This is a genomic window from Agathobaculum desmolans ATCC 43058 (assembly GCF_000701665.1).
Lineage (GTDB): Bacteria > Bacillota > Clostridia > Oscillospirales > Butyricicoccaceae > Agathobaculum > Agathobaculum desmolans.
In genome coordinates, this window is sequence record NZ_JNJN01000006.1 from 1 (window position 1) to 22,229 (window position 22,229).

Here is a 22,229-nt window from a genome sequence, read left to right on the forward strand (position 1 = left end):
TTCAGGCAGGCACTTAAAGATCACAAAATCATTCAATCCATGTCAAGGAAGGGTAACTGTTACGACAATTGCATCATGGAGACCTTCTTTGGACGGATGAAAAACGAGATGTTCTACGGGCATGAAAAAGAGTATTCCTCTTTTGAAACGTTTGCTAAGGCCGTTGACACCTACATAAATTACTACAACAACGAAAGAATCCAAGCGAAAACAAAATGGATGCCTCCCGCAAAATTCAGAGAGGCATCCATGTGCACCTAATTCAATTTTTAATGTGTCCAGAATCCTGGGTACATATCAGAACGCGGCTCCGTCCATTTTACCCAATCAATCCCGTTTCCAAACATTGAAGCAAACCCGAGAAAATTGTATAATCTAAGAAAGATTGAAACAAGTCAGTCTGGTTTTGTGTCTATATAGGTGCAGTGAAACAAGTAGACAAATTTCCAGTTTATTAAACCAAACAGCACATACTGACCGATAGGGGTAAGGTTGAAATACACCTTGCCCCTTTTCATTCCGCTATGGTTATTTGCAAAAATGAATGAGGCTCCACGGAACTGCAAAAGTCCTGTGGAGCCTTGAGACTGTCGAAAAACTTCGTTTTTCTGACAATCTATGTTTGGGCTACGCCAAACATGAACGAAAAAGAAATTCCCGTGCAGCAACTCATTTTGCACAAATTATTGAAAAAACGTTAAAATCCTTCGGTTTTCCAACAAAAAGCAGTGCCAATCACACTCTTTATCGGCATACTAACGCACTTTTCAGCGTATCTTTGCCTCCTCAATTCCACGTACACGAATCTGCTCCCGCACGTATTCGCGCAGCAGCGTATATACCACAGATACGATCGGGATCGCAAACAGAATACCGAGCACGCCGGCAAAGCTGGCGCCCAATGTAACCGCAACCAGTACCCAAATTGACGGCAACCCCACCGAACTGCCAACAACACGGGGATAAATAATGTTGCCCTCAATCTGCTGCAAAACAAGGAACAACAAAACGAACCACAGCGCCTGCACTGGATTGGCGATCAAAATCAGGAACGCACCTACGATACAGCCGATAAATGCACCAAAAATAGGAATCAATGCGGTCACACCGATCAGCACAGCAATCACCAGCGCATAGGGCATGCGAAACAGCGACATGGTGATAAAAAACATCAGCCCCAAAATAAAGGCTTCCAAGCACTGGCCGGATAAAAAGCTGTTGAAAGACGATGAAGTCAGGTAGCATACCTCAATGAATCGATCCACGTGCCGCTCCGGAAATACTGCATAGAACAGTCGGCGGAACTGACGGCCCAGATTTTCTTTCTGCAGCAAAATATAAATTGCAAAAACCAGTCCGATAATCGTATTGGCCACGCCGCTGGCCACCGAAGTAGCAATATTGAGCGTACTGCTGAGAAAATTGCTGTTCTGCAAAAAGTCCTTGATCAGTATGCCGACTTCCCGCCAATCGACATTAAGAAAATTATCGCGCAGCGATGCGATCTCGTCACGGAATATGGGAAGCATATCAGCCGCCTGATCCAGCATCTGCGGGATGCGCACACTCATATAGGACAATTCCCGCCCGATTGCTGCAAACGATTTGTACAGCTCGGGAACGACCATGAACAGCACAACTACCACAACGCCGAACACAACCACAATCGTCAGAATCAGGCTCAGTATCCGCTTCAGCTTGCGCGCCCGAGAGGTCGCGCTCCATTTCTTATGCGCAAATATATTTTTCTCAAAAAAGCGCATCGGCACATTAAGCACAAATGCAATGCAGCCGCCGATTAAAAACGGTGTGATCAGACCAATGACATAACGGAGCGCACCGGCAAAAATTTTTGTATTCTGCAGACCCACATACAACAGAATCGCAAAAGCGATCAATCCCATGATTTTTTTAATATTTTTCTTGTTCAGATCCAATATACCGCCCTCTTTGCAGATAATATCTCATTCAAACACTTTTTTCATGCAAAGTCAATAGAAACAGCCAATTATTCACGATATTTTAAGAATTTTCCGTTTTTCTCTGCCCACGTGATCTTCCCTTCCCCCTGTTGCAGCGTAATGTAACGTATTTCCTTATTCGAGAAAATCTGCTATACTATTTGCAGCGGCTCCCTGCCGCCGATCAATCGGAGAGAAAGAAGGCATAAAGATGAAAAACAGAATTATTGCATTATTCTCCGCCGCCGTACTGTGCTTTGGCATTTGTCTGCCGCAAGCATCGGCGCTGCAAATTCGCGCGGAAAGCGCATTTGTGATGGATGGCAATACCGGCGAGGAGCTTTACGCCGATCAAGCCGATCAGGCACGGGTACCCGCCAGTATGACCAAAGTACTGACCGCCTATATCACCTATCAGGAGATGGCTGCCGGGCGCCTTACACCGGAAACAGCGGTTAAAATCAGCAAAAATGCCGCTGCAAAATCGCGGGACAGCAGCTATCCCATGGCAGTTCCACTGCAGGAAGGCAGCACCTACACGGTGGACACCCTTCTGCATCTCATCATGATCCCCTCTGCCAGCGCATCCTGCATTGCAATGGCGGAGCACATCAGCGGCAGTGAAAGCGCCTTTGTAGAACGCATGAATCAAACCGCCAAAGAGCTCGGGCTGAATGCCACCTATTTTAATTGTCACGGCGCCCGTCCCAACTACATCACTGCCCGTTCGCAGGCCAAGCTGACCAAAGCGTTTATCGACACCTACCCGGATATTCTCCGGATCACATCTAAGAGCGGCGTTACCTTTAATGGGCGATATTACAACAATACCAACCATATGCTCAACACCATGGCACCCTATGAGGGCTTAGACGGGTTCAAAACCGGTACGATCGCTGAGTCCGGATACTGCGTCACCACCACAGCTGTGCGGAATGGTCATCGTGTGATTGCAGTAGTGATGAAATCTACCAGCGATACACAGCGTTTTGCGGATTCCCGCCAGCTGCTGGATTATGGTTTTGAGCAGATCCGTCTGCGGGATGCTTCCCGTGCCGCTACGCAAGTGCAGCTCCTTGCGCAGCCTGACAGCATCCGCCCGTATCAGCCGGTGTCCTTTCAGGTTAAGCTGAGCGGCGTATCCGTTCCCTATACCGCAAAGGCACAATGGTATATCAATGATGAGCCGATCGCCCAGTACGGAAATGACAGTTTTCAGGCGGCAAACGGTAAGATCAGCACCATGCATTATACCCTGCACGAGCTGAACGCAGCGGAGATGACCGTTCGTTTTGCATTAACCATGCCCGACGGCAGTGAAAAATCCGCCGAAGCGGTCGTACCGATCGAGCAGCGTCCGCTGACCTTTACCGGCTCCCTGAATATCCAAAGCGCTGCCGTCTATCCGGGTAAGGCTTTGACCGTGACCGCCGCAATCGCAGGCCGCAATGGGCTCAGTCCGATCCACCTGCCCGCCGGCTGGATGTGGGATGGCGAACCGATTGACGGCTATACCAATCCGGCCTTTGCTGTCATCAATGATGCGGCAGACAGCCAGTATCAACTTCGGATCCCGGCAGATGCACAGCCCGGCTCGCATACGCTGTCATTCTTTGTCGGCGCTGACGGCAGCACCGGTGTTGAACCGCTGCTTCTATCCGCTGATATCACAATCGTGTCCGCCCCTGCCGATTTGCAGCGATAAAACAGGAAAAGTCAGGCCACGGCCTGACTTTTCTTGTTTTTATATCTGCCGTTGTGTTTTGCTCCGCGCGTGGCCACATCATAGCGCCAGCGCGTTTCACACAAGCCGCGTCGGTCAAAGTGTGAGAGACGGCGCTGTATATGTACGTGCCGCCATTTCACTGTTCAGCATATACAATCCCTTAGCATCCCCGCCAAACAGCTCCATCTTGGTGATCATATCCGCCGAATTCTTTTCCTCTTCTCCCTGCTCCTTCACAAACCAGTCGAGGAACTGCACGGTACGGAAATCCCGGCATTCCTGTGCCGCCGCATAAATCGCATTGATCAATGCCGTAACATATTTTTCATGCGCTAAGGCCGCCTTCAGCGGGTCCATCGGTGTGGCATAAGACTGATCCGGCTTGGCGATCGCATCCAACGTTACCGCTTCGCCGTTATTATGCATATACTGGTAAAACAGCATCGCATGATCCTGCTCTTCCTTTGCCTGTATCTGATACCAGTTCGCAAATCCCTCCAACCCCTTGGATGCATAAAAGTTTGCCATATCCAAATACAGATAGGCGGAGTAAAACTCCTTATTGATCTGATCATTGATCAGCACAGATACCTTTTGATCCATTAACAAGACCTCCTGCAACGCAATATTTACACAAATTTTGTGTAGGTTTGTTTTCAGTATATCATATCCGCGCACGCTGTCAAGAGCTGTACCTCGGATCAGATCAGACACCATCTGAAAAACCGGACAAAGGTATCCCTTTGTCCGGTTTGATCTGTTCCATGCGGCAGCATGTGCGCCGCTGCATCATCAGTATTCGATTGTCGCCATCACGTCGGACACCTGCGGTTTGGTCGTGATCAGCCCCTCCGCATACATCCAGTCGATATTCTCCTGCCAGCAAGTTTCGCTCTGGCTGAGGAATGGGGCATCCACCGTTTCCATCAACGGCAGCAAAGTTTCGCAGGACTGCTTTTCCACATCCGGGTCAAGGGCGAAATTTGCCTTATCCTGATGATCCAGCAGTACCTGCAACACCTCATCCGTATGACTTTGGAAATCTGCAAATCCCTTGCCGCAGGCGCGCAGGAAACCGGCCAGCACCTCCGGCTCCTCTGCAATCAGGCTGTCATTTGCCAGAAATACCCCCTCATAATACTGCGGAACGCCAAAATCATCCGGGAAAAAGTAATTGACGGCAAAGCCTTCTTTCTCCATCTGCGGCACTTCATGGTTGACCAGACAGCCGATCGTTGCATCCACATTGCCAGTCGTCATGGATGCCATTAAGTCAAAGCCCACATCAACCAGCTTGACCGATTCCGGATCGGCGCCGCTGTTCTGCATAATGCTGTGCACCAAAGCCTCCGACAGCTCCGTGCCCGCATAACCAACCGTTTTGCCCACCAAATCTTCCGGTTTGGTGATGTTTTTATCCTTCAGGGACAAAATAATATTAAGCGGCGCCTGTACGACCGCCGCAATCGACTTGATCGGTACATTTTGCTCTGCCCGCGCCTGAATCAGATCCTGCTGGTAATACAGGCCGATATCCGCTTTACCAGCCGCCACCATGCTCATGGCATCGTTGACGCCCGCCGGCGGCTGGATATCAACGGTCAGGCCTTCCTCTGCAAAATAACCCGCCTGCTCAGCCTGATATAAGAAAGCATGCAGTGCATTCGGATACCAGTCCAACACAACTGTCAGTTTGCGAAGCTGCGCATCCGCTTCACCACCTGCCGCCGGCTCCTGCGTATGATCCGAACTGCCGGCACAACCGGAAAGCAGCATCGTCCCTGCCATCAAGGCGGCTAAAATCTTCTTTTTCATATACATTTCATTCCTTTTCTATCGATATTGCAGCGATTACAGGCTTCCACGCCATGTGATCAGCTTTTTTTCCAGCCATGATACGGCAGCCACTGCCAACATAGCCACAACACTCAGCAAAACGATCGGGGCAAACACCCCGGCGCCGTCCAGTTGGGTCATCATGCGGCGGCTGAAATACCCCAGACCTGCCTGTGCGCCCAGCCATTCACCGATCGCAGCGCCGATCACCGACAGCGGGATCGCCATTTTGATCGCTGAAAAAAAGTACGGCAGTGCTGCCGGCAGCTTCAGCTTCAGGAATATTTCCTTCCGTCCCGCCCCGAAGGTTTGCAGCATGTCTACCATATCGGTTTTGACCGACCGAAACCCATCAAACACCGTCATCGCAATCGGGAAAAACGTGATGAGAACGGTAACCAGCACCTTGCTCCAAATCGTATAGCCAAACCACAGCACAAACAACGGCGCCAATGCAGTTGTTGGGATGGTTTGCGAAGCGACGATCAGCGGGTACAGCATCTTCTCCGCGGACGGGCTTGCATCCATCAGCATAGCCAGCAGCAAACCGAGCACTACGGAAATCACCAATCCGATGCCGGTGCACAGCATCGTTGCAGGCAGATGTGCCGTCAGCAGCGGCTCACGCAATTCCCACATCCGCACCAGAATCTGCGTCGGTGACGGCAGGATATAGGCGGCGTTCATTCCCATTGCACCGATCTGCCATAGGATCAGCAGGGCGAACAGAAAAAGCATCGCCGGAAGGTTTGCATTTTTCCGTTTCATACCGTCACCTCCCGCCGCAGCATATCGATCAGGTTTTCCCGCAGCGAGAGCATCTCGGGCGCTGTCAGGCAGGCACGGGTGCGGGGATATGGCGCAGGCACTGTAAACGAAACCAGACGGCGGATCGGGGTTTGCTCTACCACCAGCACGCGGCTCGAAAGAAAAATAGCCTCTTCCACATCATGTGTAATAAACAGCACGGTTTTATGATCGTTTTCCCACTGGCGGAGCAGCCATTCCTGCATACTGATCCGCGTGAGAAAATCCAATGCAGAAAACGGTTCGTCAAGCAGCAGCAGCTCAGATCCGGTCAGCAATGTGCGCGCAAAAGCAGCCCGCTGCCGCATCCCGCCGGACAATTCATCCGGGCGCTTCTCTCCCCAACCGGACAAGCCGACATGCTCCAGCGTATCCGCTGCCCGGCGATCCATCTCCTCCCGGCTTATTCCGCCCCGAATCTCCATCGGCAAGCGCAGATTTTCATGCACCGTGCGCCATGGAAACAACAGATCCCGCTGGGGCATATAGCCGCAGTAGCCGCGCCGCCCGTCGATCCGTTCACCACCGACGGTGATCTCCCCGGCCTTGCACGGCAAAAGCTGATTGATCAAGCGAAAGATAGTGGATTTTCCGCATCCGGACGGACCGATGACCGAAACAAATTCTCCCGGTGCAATAGCAAAGGAAAGCCCGTCGATGATATTGAACTCTTCGCTGTCATACTGGAAAACGACATTTTGAAAGCGCAGCATCGCTCACATCGCCTCATTCCACGCCATGTCCCAGAACATAGCCTCGTATCGGGAACAGGTCACAAAGATATCGATCAGATGCTGCTGCTGAGATGCAGTGCAGTCTGCCGCAAGCCGCTCCATCAGCGCCGTCAGATGCCGGTTTTCTTCTGCATAGGCCGCGCCCGCATAGCCCTGCACCCATTCGCCGTAAAAGTCATGCTGATCCGCCTGCGGATAGTGCGTTACGATCCAGCGTGCGATATATTCATAGCTGAGCGCACAGGACAGGACAGCTGCCATGATCTCCGCAGGCCCTTCCTCCGCTGCCACTGCCCGCATATAGGCCGTATAGGACTGATTGCTCAGCGCCGGGCAGACTGCTTCCGCCTGCGATTCCGAAATGCCGAGCCGCTTCATATAGCCGCGGTGGATCTCCATCTCTCCGTTCAGGATGCTTGCCACATAGGATGCAAACAGACGCATGACTTCCGGATCGCGCGACTTGACGACGCCCTGTGCGAATACCTTGGCATAGTCAAACAGATAAACATAATCCTGCAATAAATAGAATCGGAATTTTTGAGCAGCAAGGCTGCCGTCCGCAATGCCCCGTACAAACGGGTGCTCCACATAGCCCTCCCAAATCGGGCGGGCAGCGTCCAGCAGTCTTTCGGTAATGGATTGATTGTTCAAGGTGGTACCCCCAATGAATCGTATTTTAGACTGTCGGCTCGTCGGCCGGCAGCACTTGTTGTGTGTTGGCTTACAGCGCTTGTATGCGCAGCCCGGATGCCAGATCAGACGCTGTCAGCAAGCTGACGGCATCGATCAGGCGCGTGCGAAAGGAAGCGGTGCCCTCCATCTCTTCACACACGCGCGCATACGCCCGTTCTCCGCAATATTTCATCACGCCTGCCGCAGTAACTGCGGCGTCAAATATTTGGTCCGGCACTGCACCGCAGCATACCGCCGTAAGCGATGTCAGCATACAGCCCGCTCCGGTGATCCGGCACATCCATTCACTCCCGCCTCGCAGCGCCACAGTGCGTGTCCCGTCTGTTGCCAGATCGATCGCACCGGAAAGCAGGATGACTGCACGGGTCCTTCTGCTGAAATCCGCAGCCCATGCAGCGGCGGTAGCCAATGTTTCTTCCGTCACGCAATCCAGCGCATCCGCCTCCACACCGGCTGCATGCGCTCCTTCGGCGGCTGCCAGCGCGTGGATCTCGGATGCATTGCCGCGGATCACAGATACCAGACCCTCCTCCAGCAGCCGGCTGCACATTTCCCTGCGCAGCCGGCTCGCCCCGGCGGCTACCGGATCGAGCACGACCGGGCGGGCATCCCGCTTCGCCGCCCGTGCCGCCGCCAGCATCGCATCCTGTGCACGCAGCGCCCCCATATTGAGCGCCAATGCCTGACTGTGTGCTGTGATCTCTTCTGCCTCGCGTTCATCCTGCGCCATAATGGCCGTACCGCCCGCCGCCAGAATGATGTTTGCACAGTCGTTCATCGTCACATTATTCGTAATCGAATGTACCATCGGACGGCTGCGCCGTATCTGTTCCCATATCCGGCAAACGCGTTCGGTCACCGCAGCGCTCCTTCCAGCTCACGAAACACATGCGTCCGCTTCAGGGCAGCCAGCACCAATACCGAAATTGCAGCCCCCACCGCTGTCGAAACCAGGAAGGATGGCACAAAGGTAAACAGAGCCGCTGTGGCATTGTTCATCAAAACGGCTGCAATCGGATAGGAGGCCATGCCGCCCAAAATTCCTGTTCCGAACACTTCGCCCACATAGGCAACAGACAGACGCGGCCACAGCTTATACAGCACCCCGCACAGCAGCGCGCCGATCATCGAACCGGGAAATGCCAACAGGCTGCCCAGCCCCAGCAGATTACGGATCAGTGCCGCGGCAAATCCCATTCCAAACGCATAGCCCGGCCCCAGCATGACTGCTGCCAGCACATTGACCATGTGTTGCACCGGCGAACACTTGGCGCCGAACATCGGAATGGAGAACAAACTGCCGACCACGGCAACCGCTACCAGCAGGCCAGCCAAGGTCAATTTACGAATCGATTTACTTTTCATCACATGATACCTCCTCAAAAATAGGTACGGCAAAAATGGTTCAGCGGCCCGCAGCCATGGCCAAGGCCGGGTGCATGCACGATTGCTTCCGTAACATACGCTTTGGCGCGCTCAACCGCATCCGGCACTGTGTAACCCAATGCCAGATTGGATGCAATCGCCGAAGATAATGTGCAGCCGGTTCCGTGCGTGTTTTTTGTTGCAAGCTGCTTAATTTCAAACCGGCGGACATCGCTGCCGTCAAACAGAACATCCACCGCACCTGCCATGTTCTGTCCGCCCTTAACCAACACGTTTTTACAGCCCTTCTCCCAGATGCGGCGGGCAGCCTGCTCCATATCCTCCGGTGTGAAGATTTCCATACCGGCCAAATACTGCGCTTCCGGAATATTGGGTGTCAGCAGCTCGGCATGCGGCAGCACGGTTTCGATCAATGCTCCCACCGAAGCCGGATCCATCAGCGCATCGCCGTTTTTGGCAAACATCACCGGATCGATCACCACATGCGGCGGACAATACTGTGCCAGCTTGCCGGATACGGCACGCATGCAGGCCGGCGAGGACAACATTCCGATTTTGACCGCATCCGGCACAATATCTTCAAATACTGCATCGATCTGCTTTTCGATCATTTCCGGGCTGATATCCTGAATGTCGATCACACGCGCTGTATTTTCTGCCACAACCGAAACGATCACACTCATGCCGAACACGCCGTGCGCTGCCATGGTTTTCAGATCGGCCTGAATACCGGCGCCGCCGGAGCAGTCCGATCCCGCAATGGTTAAAACTTTTTTCAATCTTATCATTCCTCCCAAGTTTTGCCAAAAGGAAAAGGGAACATCCGTGAGGATGTTCCCTTCTGTGCATCGTTTTCTGCACGGGCATTGACCCGTTCATGCACTTTGTCTGCATCCCTACGTTGGCATTATCCAAATCAGGTAAGGTCGAGAATTTGCATTCTCCTCTCAGCCTCCTAACAGAAGCTCCCTTGCGTGTATAAGCGTATCATTGAACGGGAAATTTGTCAAGATTGTTTTCCCGCACTCCTGTAAAATCATTTTTCTGTTTTGGCTTCGGATACGCGGACATTCCCCCGGAAATTCCTGTGTTTCACACCTATTCTTCCAATAAAAGCTGCCGCGCCGCAGCATACCGCACCTGTAGTGAGTTCATTTTTTCCACATCCTGTTCTGCACAGCCGTCCAGACGGGTTTGATCCGCATTATGCTCTATATCCGCCAGTTTTACCCGCCGTGCAACCGGATCGCACCGGAGTATCCGAATATACGTCAGATACGGCGTATTGGGATCATGTGTCAGCAGTCTGAGCGGCCTAAGCACCGCCTCCGGGAACGCCCGTGAAAGCACTTCGAGCATTACACCAGTATCCTCCGCCACATCATGCAACAACGCAACACATGCAGAAACCTCATCCTCCATCTGTTCCGCCAAATGAATCGGATGGAAAATATAAGGCACGCCCGCCCGATCCAACTGCCCGCTATGGGCATGGTATGCAATACACATTGCTTTTCTTGTCAATGCCGTATAGACCATTCTGCTCTCCTTTCCCGTTTTATTTTTTCATACCGGCTGCATATTTCTCACTGTCAACCGCAAAAAACGCAGCATCTGCGGCATTCTTACACCGCAGCGCTGCGTTTTGCACTTATTTTTGAAGAACTGTCACATGCGGATACGCAATTTCTACACCGGCCCGTTCATACACCTGCAAGATTTCCTCCTGCACCGCGCATTTCAAGCTGAATGCTGTTGCGTTATCTCTGGCCCACAGCGATGCACGCAGTGTGACCGCGCTGTCGGCCAGCGCCAGCACAACAACCTGTACTTCCGGCACACCCTCCGCCTTCTGATCGGGTGTGCGCACATCCAGATAATCCGGCTGCGCCGCCACAGTCTCCGCCAGCAGCTGCTTGGCAAGCTGTACGTTGGATTCGTAGGTCACGCCAACCTCCAGAAAAACGCAGACACGACTATCCGCATAGTCTGCATTTTCCACGATGGCACTGTTCATCACGCTGTTCGGTACGATCACACGCTTATTTTCATAGGTGCGGATCGCGGTATGCCGCAGCGTGATCTCTTCAATCACACCGGAGATATTCGTATCCACACAGCGCACCACATCACCGATGACAAACGGCTTAAAGGCAAGAATCACCAAACCGCTGACCACGCTGCCCAGTGCCTCCTGCGCAGCCAAACCACCGATCACTGCCAGAATACCGCCGGCTGCGAGCACCTTATTTACACCCGCACTCAAAGCCGGAATATTGGAAACGATCACGGCAAAGCCTGCAAAATACACCGCAGCCACCGCAACATAGCGAAAAAATGCCAAAATCGTTGCACTGCCGCTGTTTACTTTTTTCTGCCGTTCGATCAGCCGGCACATCAGCCGGTTAACCAGCCGGGAGGCGATCAGCGTCACCGCCACGGACGCAGCCACAAACAGCGCACCGAGCGCCAACTCAGGCAGCCGGTTTTGTACAAAATTCTCCATCCACGCTGTCATTACACTACCTCCCCGGCACGCAGCTGCACTACCGTGCGCTTACAATCAGTACGCAATGCCCCAAACGACCATTTTGTTCGCAGGCTTGCCGCATACCGGGCAAACATCCGCAATATGCTCCTGCTCAAACGGCATACAGCGGGACGGCATACCGGTCTCTTCCTTGATCTTCTCCTCGCAGGCGCGGTCGCCGCACCACATGGACTTGATAAAACCGATGTGATCCTTAAGGATCTCCTTCATCTCATCCAGCGATTTGGCGGTATAGGTGTGCTCCTCGCGGTTGCGGAGCGCCTTTTCAAACAACGCCTTCTGAATATCCTCCAGCAGCGCCGGAATGGTTGCCGCCAGATCCTCGAACTTGCAGACCGTCTTTTCGCGGGTATCACGGCGGACAAGCACGCACTGACCGTTTTCGATATCGCGCGGGCCGACCTCCAGACGGAGCGGCACGCCCTTCATCTCATACTCGGCAAACTTCCAGCCGGGCGAATTGTCCGAAACATCGATCTTGGCACGGATACCGGCTGCCTTGACGGTTTCCAGCAGCTCCTGCGCCTTTTCGGTAACGCCGGCCTTATGCGCCGCCACCGGAATGACCACCAACTGGGTCGGCGCGATGCGCGGCGGCAGCACCAGACCCTCATTATCGCCGTGGGTCATGATGATCGCGCCGATCAGACGGGTGGAGACACCCCACGAGGTCTGCTCCATATATTGCAGCGTGTTGTTCTTATCCGTATACTGCATATCGAACGCCTTGGCAAAGCCGTTGCCGAAATAATGGCTCGTGCCGGACTGCAGCGCCTTGCCGTCGTGCATCATCGCCTCGATGGTATACGTCTTTTCCGCGCCCGCAAAGCGTTCCTTCTCGGTTTTTTCACCCTTGAGCACAGGGATCGCCAGATACTCCTCGCAGAAGGTAGCATACACATTCAGCATGCGCAGCGTTTCCTCCATCGCCTCTTCCGCGGTCGCGTGTACGGTGTGACCCTCCTGCCACCAGAACTCACGGCTGCGCAGGAAAGGACGGGTGGTCTTTTCCCAGCGGACGACCGAGCACCACTGGTTATACAGCTTGGGCAGGTCGCGCCACGAGCGGACGGTTTTTGCGTAATGCTCGCAGAACAGCGTTTCCGAGGTCGGGCGCACGCACAGGCGTTCCTCCAGCTTTTCCGAACCGCCGTGCGTTACCCACGCAACCTCAGGCGCAAAGCCCTCCACATGATCCTTTTCCTTTTGCAGCAGGCTTTCCGGAATGAAGATCGGCATCGCGACATTCTCGTGTCCGGTTGCCTTGAACATGCCGTCCAGCGTGTGCTGAATATTTTCCCAAATCGCCTGCGCGTAAGGACGCATGATCACACAGCCCTTGACCGAGGAATAGTCGATCATCTCTGCCTTTTTGACGATATCGGTATACCACTGGGCAAAATCCACATCCATGGATGTGATCTCACTCACCAGTTTTTTCTTATCTGCCATGCGTATTTCACCTTTTCCTTGTCTGTTTCATAAAATAAGGTATCTGCTTCATTTCCGGCAGCCCTGCGCCGCATTCCGCCGGAATGGGGCTGCCAACAAACGATATGCGAGGGTTGCTTCATGAATTTTTCTCATGCTTTCTATGTCAAACCGGCTGCACGCGAGCTGGTCGATGCGGCATCCATTCTTGCGCCGGATCAGCGTCCCGCGCTGACAGGCACCGTACTGGATGCCGCCGAGCGTCCTGTCGAGGCGGCGCTTGTCACCTTTTACCTTGCCGATGCGCCCACGAAGCCGGTCGGCGCCGTCTATACGGATGAACTCGGCCGGTTTGCTTTTGGCCCGCTCGAGGCAGGGCAGCTGTATCACGTCACCGTGTTCAAAGCCTCTGACGAGATCCGTCCCCTGCCATAGCGGCACACAGAAAGAAAACGCTTACTTGAGCTTTTTCTCCACCTCATAGGTCAGCTTTTCGATAAACTCAGAAAGCTCCATCTGCGTGGTTTCGCCGGTCTTGCGTTCGCGTACGGAGATGATACCCTTTTCCTCATCCTTGTCGCCAATGACAATCATATACGGCACCTTATGCACCTGTGCTTCACGGATCTTGTAGCCGATTTTTTCGTTGCGGTCGTCCATGGAAACGCGGAAGCCCGCCGCCGTCAGCTGATCCATCACTTCCTGTGAACACGGCACGTTGCGGTCGGTCATCGGCATCACGCGCACCTGCTCGGGCGCCAACCAAGTCGGAAACGCGCCGGCAAAATGCTCGGTGATAACGCCGATAAAGCGTTCAATCGAGCCAAGCACCACGCGGTGGATCATGACCGGACGATGCTTCTCACCGTCCGCGCCGATATACTCCAGCTCAAACCGCTCGGGCAGCTGGGAATCCAGCTGAATAGTGCCGCACTGCCAAGTACGGCCGAGCGAATCCGCCAGATGGAAGTCCAGCTTGGGTCCATAGAATGCGCCGTCGCCCTCGTTGATGACATAGCTCTTGCCCAGCTCAGTGATTGCTTCCTTCAGGATATCCTGATTATGCTCCCACTGCTCCACCGTGCCGATATGATCCTCCGGCATGGTGGAAAGCTCGATCTCATAGGTCAGGCCGAATACCGAATAGACCTCGTCAAACAGCTTGACCACATTCTTGATCTCGTCCTTCATCTGCTCGGGCGTCATAAAAATATGCGCGTCATCCTGCGTAAAGCAGCGCACACGGAACAGGCCGTGCAGCGCACCGGACAGCTCATGCCGGTGTACCAGACCCAGCTCGCCTACCCGCAGCGGCAGCTCACGGTAGGAGTGCGGCTGCGATTTGTAAACCAGCATACCGCCCGGGCAGTTCATCGGCTTGATGGCAAAATCCTCTTCGTCGATGACCGTGGTATACATATTGTTCTTATAATGATCCCAGTGACCCGAGCGCTCCCACAGCTTGCGGCTCAAAATCGCCGGGGTGGATACCTCCACATAGCCATAGCGCTTGTGTACCTCGCGCCAGTAATCAACGAGGGTGTTCTTCAGCACCATGCCGTTCGGCAGGAAGAACGGGAAGCCCGGGCCTTCCTCGGTCAGCATAAACAGACCCAGCTCCTTGCCAAGGCGGCGGTGATCGCGCTTCTTGGCCTCCTCCAGCATTTGCAGATACGCGTCCAGCTCATCCTTCTTCGGGAAGGCCGTGCCGTAAATGCGCTGCAGCATTTTGTTCTTAGAATCGCCGCGCCAGTACGCGCCCGTCACATTCTGCAGCTTGATGCCGTTGCCTTTTACGCGGCCGGTCGAATCCAGATGCGGTCCGGCGCACAGGTCGGTAAAATCGCCCTGCTTGTAGAACGAAATCGTTGCATCCTCGGGCAGGTCGTTGATGAGCTCCACCTTGTACGGCTCATCGCGCTCCTCCATGAACTTGATCGCTTCTGCACGCGGCAGCTCAAACCGCTCAAGCCCCAGTTTTTCCTTGCAGATCTTCTTCATCTCAGCTTCGAGCGCGTCCAGATGCTCCTGCGTGAAAGAGAACGGCGCGTCAAAATCATAGTAAAACCCATTCTCAATGGCAGGGCCGATGGCGAGCTTTACCTCGGGGTACAGGCGCTTGACCGCCTGCGCCAGAATATGGGATACCGTGTGGCGGTAGGTATCGCGATATTCCGGATTTTCAAACGTATACTTGTTTTCTTCGGACATGGTAGTTCCTCCTTAAACTTTACGGGGCAAAAGAAAAACTCTCACCCCTAACGATGTGTCAGGGGTGAGAGTATAGATCCCACGGTTCCACCCTGCTTGCCCTCCGCCCCTTTCAGGTGCGGAAAGCCGCTCGGAAGCCCGTAACGTGGACAAGACGGCACGGCATACTGCATGGTTCCGCCGTGCGGCTCGGGAATCGGTTCTGCCCTCCCCGCGTCTGCGAACGCTTTCAGCCGCGGCGTTCACTCTCTCCAAAACGCTTTCCGGGTACTGACAGGGTTTCCGTCATCGCTTTTTTGTTATGAATGTTCCTATTTTATACCCAAAACACCGCTTTGTCAAGCGTCCCGCCGTTATTCTTACGCAGCCTTCTCATACCGGCCGACAAACAGAAGCTCCCCTGCCGCGTTATCCCGAATGGCAAAGTAGAACGGTTCGTCCGCAGTAAATTCGCGCACCAGCGCGGGGCGCTCGGGCATCGCCGAACCGCCGACGTCCATCGCGGCGGTCACAGCGGCCGCTTCCGTCCCTTTTTCGTCCACAGCGATGTAGGTCTTGTGCAGCACCGTGTCCAGAAAATGCTGTTTGTCCGGCAGCCCCGTGGGGTCCAGCATCGCGGTCAGGTCTGCCTGCTCCGCATCATATGCCGTTTGAACGCCGAGCGCCCGCAGCGCGTCATCCAGCGCCGCGCCGTACTCCACCTTAAACTTGGGCACGGCCACCCGAATCTCCCCGCTGCCCTTGGAAAAGTCCGCGCTGTCCAGAAAATGCTGCACGTCCAGCCCCTTGTCTGCCTTGATGATGTACATGCTGAAATCCGCATCGCGGAAAAATTCCCAGTTGTCGCCCTCCGCATTGTCCACTGCATACTTGCGGTAATCCATTTTCAGCGCCTGCGCGCCGGGCGTCGCATAATAGCCGAAAGAATCGGTCTGGTGCATCATATCAACCTTGGACTTTGTACCGTCCGCATTGGTGAACTCCGCCTTTTCCGTCCGCTGGGCGGGGAACTCATTTTCCCATGCCGCCTTGAAATACACGGCATTGACCAGCGCCGTTACAAATTTGCGGTCATCCTCGGTCAAAACAGACGGGATCTTGCCGTGCGTCTTTTCGTTTACCCATGCGTTGACCCGCTCAACCGCATCCCGGTTGGTGACCTCCTCCGCCGTAGCGCGGTAATTCTCCTCCATTTTGTGCGCAAACCCCGGCAGGAATTCGCCTCGTCCGTCAAACCAGCTCTGGTTGAGCCACAGGGAATTTGCCGTTTCCAGCGACATGATGCGCGCATAGCTATCGTAGGTACGCAGCAAGTCGCGCGTTTGGGCGTTAAACGCCGCCAGGTCGGCAATATCCAGCGCTTCCAGCAGCTCGCGCTGCGTTTCGCCCTTTGCGCCGTTCGCCAGCATCGCCAGACACATCCGGATCGAATACGGGGAAACCGCCCAGTTGTCCTTTGTTTCCAGTTTGCGCACCAGATCGTCGGCAAATGCCGGTTGTTCCGGCGCAGTGATCGCACTGGCCTGCACAGCGTTTGCCGCTGCGATCCACTGCGCAGCCTCTGCACCGGATACCAGCCCCTCCGGCCGGAAATCCGGCGCATAGCCCGTATCGATCACGCGATACAGCCAGCATTTCATCACGCCGTCCCGCGCCCATGCGGCAACGTTGTCCATTTGGGGTGCGCCCGTTCCGCAGCCGTCGGGCAGCTCGGTGTAGCGGTAATCCAGATACCGTCCCAGAAAAGCCGCCGCTTCCTGCCGGGTGATGGGGTCGTCCAGCCGCAGCGTGGCCTTATCCCCCGCGCCGCTGCCATTGAGGATCCACTTGGCAAATGTCCACTTTACTGCCGCCGACGCAGTTTCTCCGTCTGCAAAATACTCCTCCATCGGGATCCATGTATCCTGCGTCAGATCTTCCTCTGCACAAAGCGCCAGATGTTCCAAAAATGCGCCGCGCGTCATGGTTTTCGGAAAATCCTCTGCCGCAGGATAGCCGCAGGGCGCCTGTGCCGCCCCTGCGTGCACCGGCAGCATCATGCCTGCCGCCAACATCCACGCCAACCACTTTTTCTTCATTCGGTATCCCTCCCATACTGTGATTTACTTGATTAGACGAAGGCCGCGCCGCAAAGTTCCCGAAAATGCAAAAATCCCCTGTGTTTTCATCAACACAGGGAACTTGCTTTTGTCACAAAAAAACGCTATGGGAAGGCTGTCTGCCAGTCTCACGCTTTGCAGGGTGTATTCTCTCAGCACTTGAGCGCCTCATCCTCGATATGTGCCGTGATGCGGTTATAAAAATCCTGCTTCTGCTGCGCATCTGCAAATGCGGAAAAGGGTACAATGATCGCAGAAAATTCATCAAAGAAAATATAATAATGGCCTGCGTCCGTAGCCGTGCGCTGCACGCCCTCGTACTGATAAACCATATCTTCGTTTTCGCCCTTCAGCTCAAACTCTTCTTCGCGCAATATGAGCGTTTTCGGCCCGCAAAGCTGCTTATTGTTTGCATTGCGCAAAATCCGTTCCGTGTTTTTTACCACCTTACGTTTCATGTACCACGGCGTTCCGAAAAAGCACACGGCTGCCAACGCCAGATATACCGCAGCCGACCATATGTTCAGTCCCTTTACCCAATACATCAGCGCGGTACCGCCCAGTATCACGATTGCCGCAGTGGCGATCCGCGTGATCAGGATGCTGCGCTGCACCACGGCGTTGTTGGTATAGTAATTCAAATTAAAATCAATATAATCCTGTTTGGTAATGTCGTAATGTAATTCCATGGCAAGTCCCCCTCCAGACGATATGCTCCTATTGTAGCGGAAAGCGACTGCAAAAGCAAGCGTATTCTCTCCGGCGGCAGCATATCCCGCTTGACAGACGAAACGCTGCACGATAGTATAAGGTAAAAAGGAGGCTTGATCCGTGGCACATCGTTTCCGCACCCTGTTTCTCTGTGTTTCCGCCGCGCTTTATGCCACCTTCCTCCTGTTGGATCTGACAGGCGCTGCGGACAGCACGCCGGTCAAATTTGCTGCGATCCTACTGTGCTTTTTCTCTTCCCTGCTCTGCCTGCAAACAGCGGACGGACGCTTAACAGCAGCCGCGCTTGCCGGAGCGGTCTGCGCGGATTGGTTTTTGCTTCTGCCGGGGCACAGCTACCCGGTCGGGGTGCTGTTGTTTTGCGTCGTACAGGCGGCTTATGCGCTGCGGCTCTGCCACATACAGGGAAAGCAGTTCCGCCCCGCACTGCCGCTCCGGCTGCTCCCACTGCTTTTGTTTGCACTGCCGCTGCCCAAACTGGCTGCCCTCTCGCTGTTTTACTTTGCCAACCTGGCCGCCAATGTCCGGGAAGCCCTGCGCGCAGCGGCACACAGTGGTGCCGCACGTCTGTTTGCCGTGGGATTGCTTCTGCTAATGTGCTGCGATCTGTGTGTCGGCGCCGTTCAGCTGGGGCTGCTGACCGGCTTTACCGGCATCGGGATGTGGCTGTTTTATCTTCCCTCACAGGTATGTATTGTACTCTCTGCTGAACCGAAAGGAAAAAACTTATGAAAACAGCAAAATGGCTGTCCGTTCTTCTTGCTGTAACGCTGGCAGTATTCTTTCTCTCCGCATCTATTGCCGTGCCGATCCTGTTCCGTCCGTACTACGAAGCACAAATCGATGCGCTCGGTCTGGTATCCCAAACCGGATGGGATGCCGCAACGATCCGGGAAGCATATCACGATGTGATGGATTTTCTGGTATGGGGTACCCCCTTTGATACCGGCACGCTGCAATGGTCAGCCAGCGGCCGAGCGCACTTTGCCGACTGCCAGCGCCTGTTCCGCCTCAACTTTATGCTGCTCGGGGTCTCTGCCCTTCTGCTGCTCCTGTTTGGATGGCTGCACCGCAAACGGCATATCCGGTTTCCCCGTCTGCTGGGCCGCAGTCCCGCTTTTTGGACGGCAGCCGGTATGTGCATCCTGCTGCTTGCAGCAGCCGCTTGGGCTGCCATCGACTTTGACAGCCTGTTCCGCACCTTCCATCAGGCGTTCTTCCCCGGAGAAACCAACTGGCTGTTCGACCCCCAAACTGATGAGATCATTTTGATTCTGCCTGAGGCTTTCTGGATACGCACCGGTGCGCTTGTCATCATTCTGTCCCTTGGCGGCGCAGTTCTGACCGCTGCTGTGGCCGAATATTTGCACCGCCGCCCTGCAGCTTCCACCTCATAACTAAAACGCAAAGCGAACCATCGGCCGCTTTGCGTTTTTTATTATCGGTGTGCATTCCAATACGCATCCCTGATCTCTTCCGGCAATGCGTCCGGAATTATTTTACGCAGGCGATCCTCGTTGCCGTCCCGGATCGCCTGCCCGTAATACCAGCATTTGAAGCGCAGCATATCCCATACACGGTTCATCCGTTCCAGTTCGGCCTCTACCTGCGCTTTTTGCCGGATAAACAGCTCCAGCCGATCTGCATACGTAGCGCTGCCCTGGCTGCACCACACCATGAACTGTTTGATCTCCCGAATCTCCAAACCGGATTTTTTCAGACATTCGATCACACGCAGCGCCTCCAGCTCCTGCTCGCCAAAGCGGCGGATCCCTCCGCTGCGCTGCAAGTTCGGAAACAGCCCTTCCTTATCATAATACCGCAGCGTTGAAACCGGAAGACCGACTTTTTCCGCCACCTGACCGATCGTATACACACCGCCTCATCCTTTTCTGAAAAAAATTCCGTTTTCCCCTTGACTTAAAGTTAACTTTAGGTATTATCATCAATATAACAGAAAAAACACATACAGTCAATCTCAAAGAACGGAGGTTTACCATGTCCAAAAAAGTTCTTGTTATCAGCACCAGTCTGCGTGCACACAGCAACTCCGAAGCGCTGGCAGATGCCTTTTTAAGCGGTGCACAAGCCGCCGGTCATCAGGCGGAAAAGGTTACGCTCCGCGGCAAAGCAATTGCTTTCTGCACTGGCTGCCTTGCCTGCCAGCGCACGCAGCAATGCGTTATCCAAGATGATGCCAATGCGATCACGGAAAAGATGCGCTGTGCGGATGTGATCGCATTTGCCACCCCTATTTATTATTTTGAAATGTGCGGACAGATGAAAACCCTTCTTGACCGTGCCAACTCCCTTTATGTTTCCGACTACGCTTTCCGGGATATCTATACTGCTGACCGCTGCGGCAGAGGAAGATGACACCGTTCCGCAGCGTGCGGAAAGCGGTCTGTGCGGATGGATCGACTGCTTTGAAAAAGCTGCACTGGCCGGAACAGTTTTTGCCGGCGGCGTCAACAACGCCGGGGAAATCGACGGTCATCCTGCGCTGCAGTAGGCATATGCATGCGGCGCCAGCATTAAATAACGGGGGTTTTACATGGAAAAGATCATACAAACAGCCAGCCGCGACACGCTTGGCAATTTCGCACCCGCATTTGCCCATTTTAACGACGATATTCTGTTCGGTGAAAACTGGAACAACACCGACCTTGACCGGAAAACACGCAGCCTGCTCACAGTAAGTACGCTCATGTCATAGACAGTATTACACTTATCAGCCGAGTACGGCAAACCGAGGAGTGATCCACATGATGAAAACCGAAAATCTGCATTTATCCGCAGAATGGGATAAAACCTTTCCCAAAAACGATCAAGTTGACCATCAGAAAATAACCTTTGTCAACCGCTACGGCATTACGCTGGCGGCCGACCTGTACACCCCGCGCGGCGCATCCGGCCCGCTGCCCGCCATCGCCGTCAGCGGACCGTTTGGCGCAGTAAAAGAACAATCCTCCGGTTTGTACGCGCAGACGCTCGCCGGATATGGCTTTGTGACCCTCGCCTTTGATCCTTCCTTCACCGGCGAAAGCGGCGGCACGCCGCGCTATGTTGCTTCTCCGGATATCAATACCGAAGATTTTCTGGCGGCGGTAGACTATCTTTCTACCATAGAAAACAGCGATCCCCAGCGGATCGATATTCTCGGCATCTGCGGCTGGGGCGGTATGGCACTGAATGCGGCAGCGCTCGATCCCCGCATCAAGGCTGCCGTTACCTCGACCATGTACGATATGGCACGGGTCAATGCCAACGGCTATTTTAATGATGAAAACAGTGCCGAAGCACGGTATGCGAAAAAAGCAGCGCTCAGTGCGCAGCGTTCCGCGGATTACCGCAGCGGCACCTATGCTGCCGCCGGCGGTGTTGTCGATCCGCTGCCGGAGGATGCACCCTTTTTCGTCCGGGACTATTATGCCTACTACAAAACCACACGCGGTTACCATCCCCGCTCGCTCAATTCCAACCAAGGGTGGAACGTAACCGGCTGTCAGTCCTTCCTCAATCAGCCCATCCTGCATTACAGCAGCGAGATCCGCAGCGCGGTGCTGATGATTCACGGTGAAAAAGCGCATTCATGCTATTTCAGCCGGGATGCCTATGCTGCTATGATCCGCGATAACCCGTATGCCGACAACAAGGAGCTTCTGCTGCTCCCCCATGCCGTACATACGGATTTGTACGACCGGATCGATATCATCCCCTTTGACAAGATCGCTGCCTTTTTCCGCACTTATCTGCGATGACCCATTCACCGCTGCATAGCCGCAGCTGATGAAACACGCCCTTTGTAAGGGTGGCAATGTATACACTTCTGTACACTGCTTGGAGACTTTCGAAAGACTTCATTTTCCCGATAATCTGTGTTTGGATTACACGGGTCGCAGACAAGAAATCTTCCCAATACGAAAACTTTTTCTTTTTAAGCACAAAAGCTGAGGTACACGCCTTCAGCTTTTGTGCTTTTACCATGCCAATGCTGTTTTATGCGCGCTGCGGCGCTTCAAAAAGCACCGCCAGCCGATAAGCCCCCTCCACTGTCTGCTT

At 54.0% G+C, this 22,229-nt stretch carries 22 protein-coding genes, 2 pseudogenes and 1 riboswitch; of the genes and pseudogenes, 8 read left to right on the forward strand and 16 right to left on the reverse strand.

Annotation, left to right across the window (positions count from 1 at the left end):
• A partial coding sequence (locus T363_RS0102805; RefSeq protein WP_031473043.1) for an IS3 family transposase occupies positions 1-261 on the forward strand: 261 nt, incomplete at its 5' end.
• A gap of 506 nt (positions 262-767) precedes the next feature.
• Here the strand turns inward: T363_RS0102805 and T363_RS0102810 are convergent.
• On the reverse strand, positions 768-1,937 hold the full coding sequence (locus T363_RS0102810; RefSeq protein ID WP_031473045.1) for an AI-2E family transporter: 1,170 nt from the start codon (positions 1,935-1,937) through the stop codon (positions 768-770).
• A gap of 235 nt (positions 1,938-2,172) precedes the next feature.
• Here T363_RS0102810 and T363_RS14955 point away from each other — a divergent pair, with 235 nt between their 5' ends.
• Positions 2,173-3,666: a D-alanyl-D-alanine carboxypeptidase family protein gene (locus tag T363_RS14955; RefSeq protein ID WP_051643044.1), complete on the forward strand. Its 1,494-nt coding sequence runs from the start codon at positions 2,173-2,175 to the stop codon at positions 3,664-3,666.
• A 114-nt stretch (positions 3,667-3,780) separates the two neighbouring features.
• Here T363_RS14955 and T363_RS0102820 read toward each other — a convergent pair whose 3' ends face one another.
• The 11 genes from T363_RS0102820 to proS all read right to left on the reverse strand — a co-directional run bounded on the left by T363_RS0102820 (position 3,781) and on the right by proS (position 13,149).
• Positions 3,781-4,290, reverse strand: coding sequence for a ferritin (locus T363_RS0102820; RefSeq protein WP_031473049.1), 510 nt, complete (start codon positions 4,288-4,290; stop codon positions 3,781-3,783).
• Between the two features lie 189 nt (positions 4,291-4,479).
• A complete protein-coding gene (locus T363_RS0102825) occupies positions 4,480-5,502 on the reverse strand; it encodes an ABC transporter substrate-binding protein (RefSeq protein ID WP_031473051.1) in 1,023 nt (340 codons plus the stop codon).
• A gap of 36 nt (positions 5,503-5,538) precedes the next feature.
• Positions 5,539-6,291 carry an ABC transporter permease gene (locus T363_RS0102830; RefSeq protein WP_031473053.1) on the reverse strand — a complete coding sequence of 251 codons (753 nt, stop codon included), beginning with the start codon at positions 6,289-6,291 and terminating at the stop codon, positions 5,539-5,541.
• Positions 6,288-7,043: an ABC transporter ATP-binding protein gene (locus T363_RS0102835; RefSeq protein ID WP_031473055.1), complete on the reverse strand. Its 756-nt coding sequence runs from the start codon at positions 7,041-7,043 to the stop codon at positions 6,288-6,290. The genes T363_RS0102830 and T363_RS0102835 overlap by 4 nt, the downstream gene beginning before the upstream one ends.
• 3 nt (positions 7,044-7,046) lie before the next feature.
• Entirely contained in the window at positions 7,047-7,718 is a 672-nt protein-coding gene (gene tenA / locus T363_RS0102840; RefSeq protein WP_031473057.1) for a thiaminase II, read from the reverse strand.
• A gap of 70 nt (positions 7,719-7,788) precedes the next feature.
• Complete coding sequence (gene thiM, locus T363_RS0102845; RefSeq protein ID WP_034971507.1) at positions 7,789-8,619, reverse strand: hydroxyethylthiazole kinase; 831 nt, start codon at positions 8,617-8,619, stop codon at positions 7,789-7,791.
• Positions 8,616-9,125 carry an energy coupling factor transporter S component ThiW gene (gene thiW / locus T363_RS0102850; RefSeq protein ID WP_031473061.1) on the reverse strand — a complete coding sequence of 170 codons (510 nt, stop codon included), beginning with the start codon at positions 9,123-9,125 and terminating at the stop codon, positions 8,616-8,618. The genes thiM and thiW overlap by 4 nt, the downstream gene beginning before the upstream one ends.
• Before the next feature lie 14 nt (positions 9,126-9,139).
• Positions 9,140-9,925 carry a bifunctional hydroxymethylpyrimidine kinase/phosphomethylpyrimidine kinase gene (gene thiD / locus T363_RS0102855; protein WP_031473063.1) on the reverse strand — a complete coding sequence of 262 codons (786 nt, stop codon included), beginning with the start codon at positions 9,923-9,925 and terminating at the stop codon, positions 9,140-9,142.
• 96 nt (positions 9,926-10,021) lie between these two features.
• A riboswitch (TPP riboswitch) is annotated at positions 10,022-10,128 on the reverse strand.
• Between the two features lie 116 nt (positions 10,129-10,244).
• Entirely contained in the window at positions 10,245-10,685 is a 441-nt protein-coding gene (locus T363_RS0102860; protein ID WP_031473065.1) for an HD domain-containing protein, read from the reverse strand.
• 112 nt (positions 10,686-10,797) lie between these two features.
• Entirely contained in the window at positions 10,798-11,664 is an 867-nt protein-coding gene (locus tag T363_RS0102870; RefSeq protein WP_051643046.1) for a mechanosensitive ion channel family protein, read from the reverse strand.
• A 45-nt stretch (positions 11,665-11,709) separates the two neighbouring features.
• Positions 11,710-13,149 carry a proline--tRNA ligase gene (proS, locus tag T363_RS0102875; RefSeq protein WP_031473069.1) on the reverse strand — a complete coding sequence of 480 codons (1,440 nt, stop codon included), beginning with the start codon at positions 13,147-13,149 and terminating at the stop codon, positions 11,710-11,712.
• Between the two features lie 120 nt (positions 13,150-13,269).
• Here proS and T363_RS0102885 point away from each other — a divergent pair, with 120 nt between their 5' ends.
• The gene (locus T363_RS0102885) at positions 13,270-13,563 is read left to right on the forward strand and encodes a carboxypeptidase-like regulatory domain-containing protein (RefSeq protein WP_031473071.1); all 294 of its coding nucleotides are present in this window, start codon (positions 13,270-13,272) and stop codon (positions 13,561-13,563) included.
• A 21-nt stretch (positions 13,564-13,584) separates the two neighbouring features.
• Here the strand turns inward: T363_RS0102885 and thrS are convergent, their stop codons facing one another.
• The 3 genes from thrS to T363_RS0102905 all read right to left on the reverse strand — a co-directional run bounded on the left by thrS (position 13,585) and on the right by T363_RS0102905 (position 18,127).
• Positions 13,585-15,339: a threonine--tRNA ligase gene (gene thrS, locus T363_RS0102890; protein WP_031473073.1), complete on the reverse strand. Its 1,755-nt coding sequence runs from the start codon at positions 15,337-15,339 to the stop codon at positions 13,585-13,587.
• A gap of 359 nt (positions 15,340-15,698) precedes the next feature.
• Positions 15,699-17,417 carry a serpin family protein gene (locus T363_RS0102895; RefSeq protein WP_031473075.1) on the reverse strand — a complete coding sequence of 573 codons (1,719 nt, stop codon included), beginning with the start codon at positions 17,415-17,417 and terminating at the stop codon, positions 15,699-15,701.
• A 173-nt stretch (positions 17,418-17,590) separates the two neighbouring features.
• Positions 17,591-18,127, reverse strand: coding sequence for a YcxB family protein (locus T363_RS0102905; RefSeq protein WP_031473077.1), 537 nt, complete (start codon positions 18,125-18,127; stop codon positions 17,591-17,593).
• A 142-nt stretch (positions 18,128-18,269) separates the two neighbouring features.
• Here T363_RS0102905 and T363_RS0102910 point away from each other — a divergent pair, with 142 nt between their 5' ends.
• Both T363_RS0102910 and T363_RS0102915 read left to right on the forward strand, forming a co-directional pair.
• Positions 18,270-18,899 carry a lysoplasmalogenase family protein gene (locus tag T363_RS0102910; RefSeq protein ID WP_031473079.1) on the forward strand — a complete coding sequence of 210 codons (630 nt, stop codon included), beginning with the start codon at positions 18,270-18,272 and terminating at the stop codon, positions 18,897-18,899.
• Positions 18,896-19,564: a TIGR01906 family membrane protein gene (locus tag T363_RS0102915; protein WP_031473081.1), complete on the forward strand. Its 669-nt coding sequence runs from the start codon at positions 18,896-18,898 to the stop codon at positions 19,562-19,564. Before T363_RS0102910 ends, T363_RS0102915 begins: the two co-directional genes overlap by 4 nt.
• 41 nt (positions 19,565-19,605) lie before the next feature.
• On the opposite strand, the gene T363_RS0102920 is transcribed toward T363_RS0102915, so the two are convergent.
• Positions 19,606-20,043, reverse strand: coding sequence for a MerR family transcriptional regulator (locus T363_RS0102920; protein ID WP_031473083.1), 438 nt, complete (start codon positions 20,041-20,043; stop codon positions 19,606-19,608).
• 122 nt (positions 20,044-20,165) lie between these two features.
• Here T363_RS0102920 and T363_RS14370 point away from each other — a divergent pair.
• The 3 genes and pseudogenes from T363_RS14370 (at position 20,166) to T363_RS0102935 (ending at position 21,928) form a co-directional block, all read left to right on the forward strand.
• A pseudogene (locus T363_RS14370) lies at positions 20,166-20,679 on the forward strand (flavodoxin family protein).
• Positions 20,680-20,721: 42 nt separating this feature from the next.
• Positions 20,722-20,880: pseudogene (locus T363_RS0102930) on the forward strand (carboxymuconolactone decarboxylase family protein); the annotation flags it as partial.
• A 55-nt stretch (positions 20,881-20,935) separates the two neighbouring features.
• Positions 20,936-21,928: an alpha/beta hydrolase gene (locus tag T363_RS0102935; RefSeq protein ID WP_034971516.1), complete on the forward strand. Its 993-nt coding sequence runs from the start codon at positions 20,936-20,938 to the stop codon at positions 21,926-21,928.
• Positions 21,929-22,229: the final 301 nt, after the last annotated feature.

Coding starts and splice junctions, on each gene's coding strand:
- T363_RS14955 (WP_051643044.1), top strand. CDS start 2,173: ATGAAAAACAGAATTATTGCATTATTCTCCGCCGCCGTACTGTGCTTT.
- T363_RS0102820 (WP_031473049.1), bottom strand. CDS start 4,290: ATGGATCAAAAGGTATCTGTGCTGATCAATGATCAGATCAATAAGGAG.
- T363_RS0102825 (WP_031473051.1), bottom strand. CDS start 5,502: ATGAAAAAGAAGATTTTAGCCGCCTTGATGGCAGGGACGATGCTGCTT.
- T363_RS0102830 (WP_031473053.1), bottom strand. CDS start 6,291: ATGAAACGGAAAAATGCAAACCTTCCGGCGATGCTTTTTCTGTTCGCC.
- T363_RS0102835 (WP_031473055.1), bottom strand. CDS start 7,043: ATGCTGCGCTTTCAAAATGTCGTTTTCCAGTATGACAGCGAAGAGTTC.
- thiW (WP_031473061.1), bottom strand. CDS start 9,125: ATGAAAAGTAAATCGATTCGTAAATTGACCTTGGCTGGCCTGCTGGTA.
- T363_RS0102860 (WP_031473065.1), bottom strand. CDS start 10,685: ATGGTCTATACGGCATTGACAAGAAAAGCAATGTGTATTGCATACCAT.
- T363_RS0102870 (WP_051643046.1), bottom strand. CDS start 11,664: ATGACAGCGTGGATGGAGAATTTTGTACAAAACCGGCTGCCTGAGTTG.
- proS (WP_031473069.1), bottom strand. CDS start 13,149: ATGGCAGATAAGAAAAAACTGGTGAGTGAGATCACATCCATGGATGTG.
- T363_RS0102885 (WP_031473071.1), top strand. CDS start 13,270: ATGAATTTTTCTCATGCTTTCTATGTCAAACCGGCTGCACGCGAGCTG.
- thrS (WP_031473073.1), bottom strand. CDS start 15,339: ATGTCCGAAGAAAACAAGTATACGTTTGAAAATCCGGAATATCGCGAT.
- T363_RS0102895 (WP_031473075.1), bottom strand. CDS start 17,417: ATGAAGAAAAAGTGGTTGGCGTGGATGTTGGCGGCAGGCATGATGCTG.
- T363_RS0102905 (WP_031473077.1), bottom strand. CDS start 18,127: ATGGAATTACATTACGACATTACCAAACAGGATTATATTGATTTTAAT.
- T363_RS0102915 (WP_031473081.1), top strand. CDS start 18,896: ATGAAAACAGCAAAATGGCTGTCCGTTCTTCTTGCTGTAACGCTGGCA.
- T363_RS0102935 (WP_034971516.1), top strand. CDS start 20,936: ATGAAAACCGAAAATCTGCATTTATCCGCAGAATGGGATAAAACCTTT.